The sequence below is a fragment of the Corallococcus praedator genome (assembly GCF_003612125.1).
Classification (GTDB): domain Bacteria; phylum Myxococcota; class Myxococcia; order Myxococcales; family Myxococcaceae; genus Corallococcus; species Corallococcus praedator.
The window spans coordinates 1-449 of the sequence record NZ_RAWI01001017.1 but is presented as its reverse complement, the minus strand read 5'-3'; the positions used below and the strand labels follow the sequence as shown (position 1 = coordinate 449).

At 61.5% G+C, this 449-nt stretch carries 1 protein-coding gene; it reads left to right on the top strand.

Annotated elements, in window-relative coordinates; all coding sequences use genetic code 11:
- Positions 1 to 449: SDR family NAD(P)-dependent oxidoreductase (locus tag D7Y13_RS42840; protein WP_147452713.1), on the top strand; the 449-nt coding region annotated here is incomplete at both ends.

Here is a 449-nt window from a genome sequence, read left to right as displayed (position 1 = left end):
GCCAAGGTCCTCTGCGTCGATCACAATCTCGACTCGGCGAAGGAAACCGTCGAGATGATCGGCGTCAACCAGGGCACGGCGGCGGCCTTCAAGGCCGACGTGACCAGCAATGCCGACCTCAAGGCCATGGTCGACGACGCGCATGCCCGCTGGGGGCGTATCGACATCCTGCACAACAATGTCGGCGTCTCGCTGTCCGGTGGCGACGCCGAACTGCTCGACATCACCAGCGAGGCGTTCGACCGCTGCGTGGCGATCAATCTCAAGAGCTGCATCTTTGCCGCCAAGCACGTGTTGCCGATCATGCGCGAGCAGAAGAGCGGCGTGATCATCAACATCTCGTCGATGGCGGTGATAACCACCTATCCCTACGTGGCCTACAAGGCGACCAAGTCGGCGATGGTGTCCTTCACCGAGCAGCTCGCCTACCAGAATGCGCAGTACGGCAT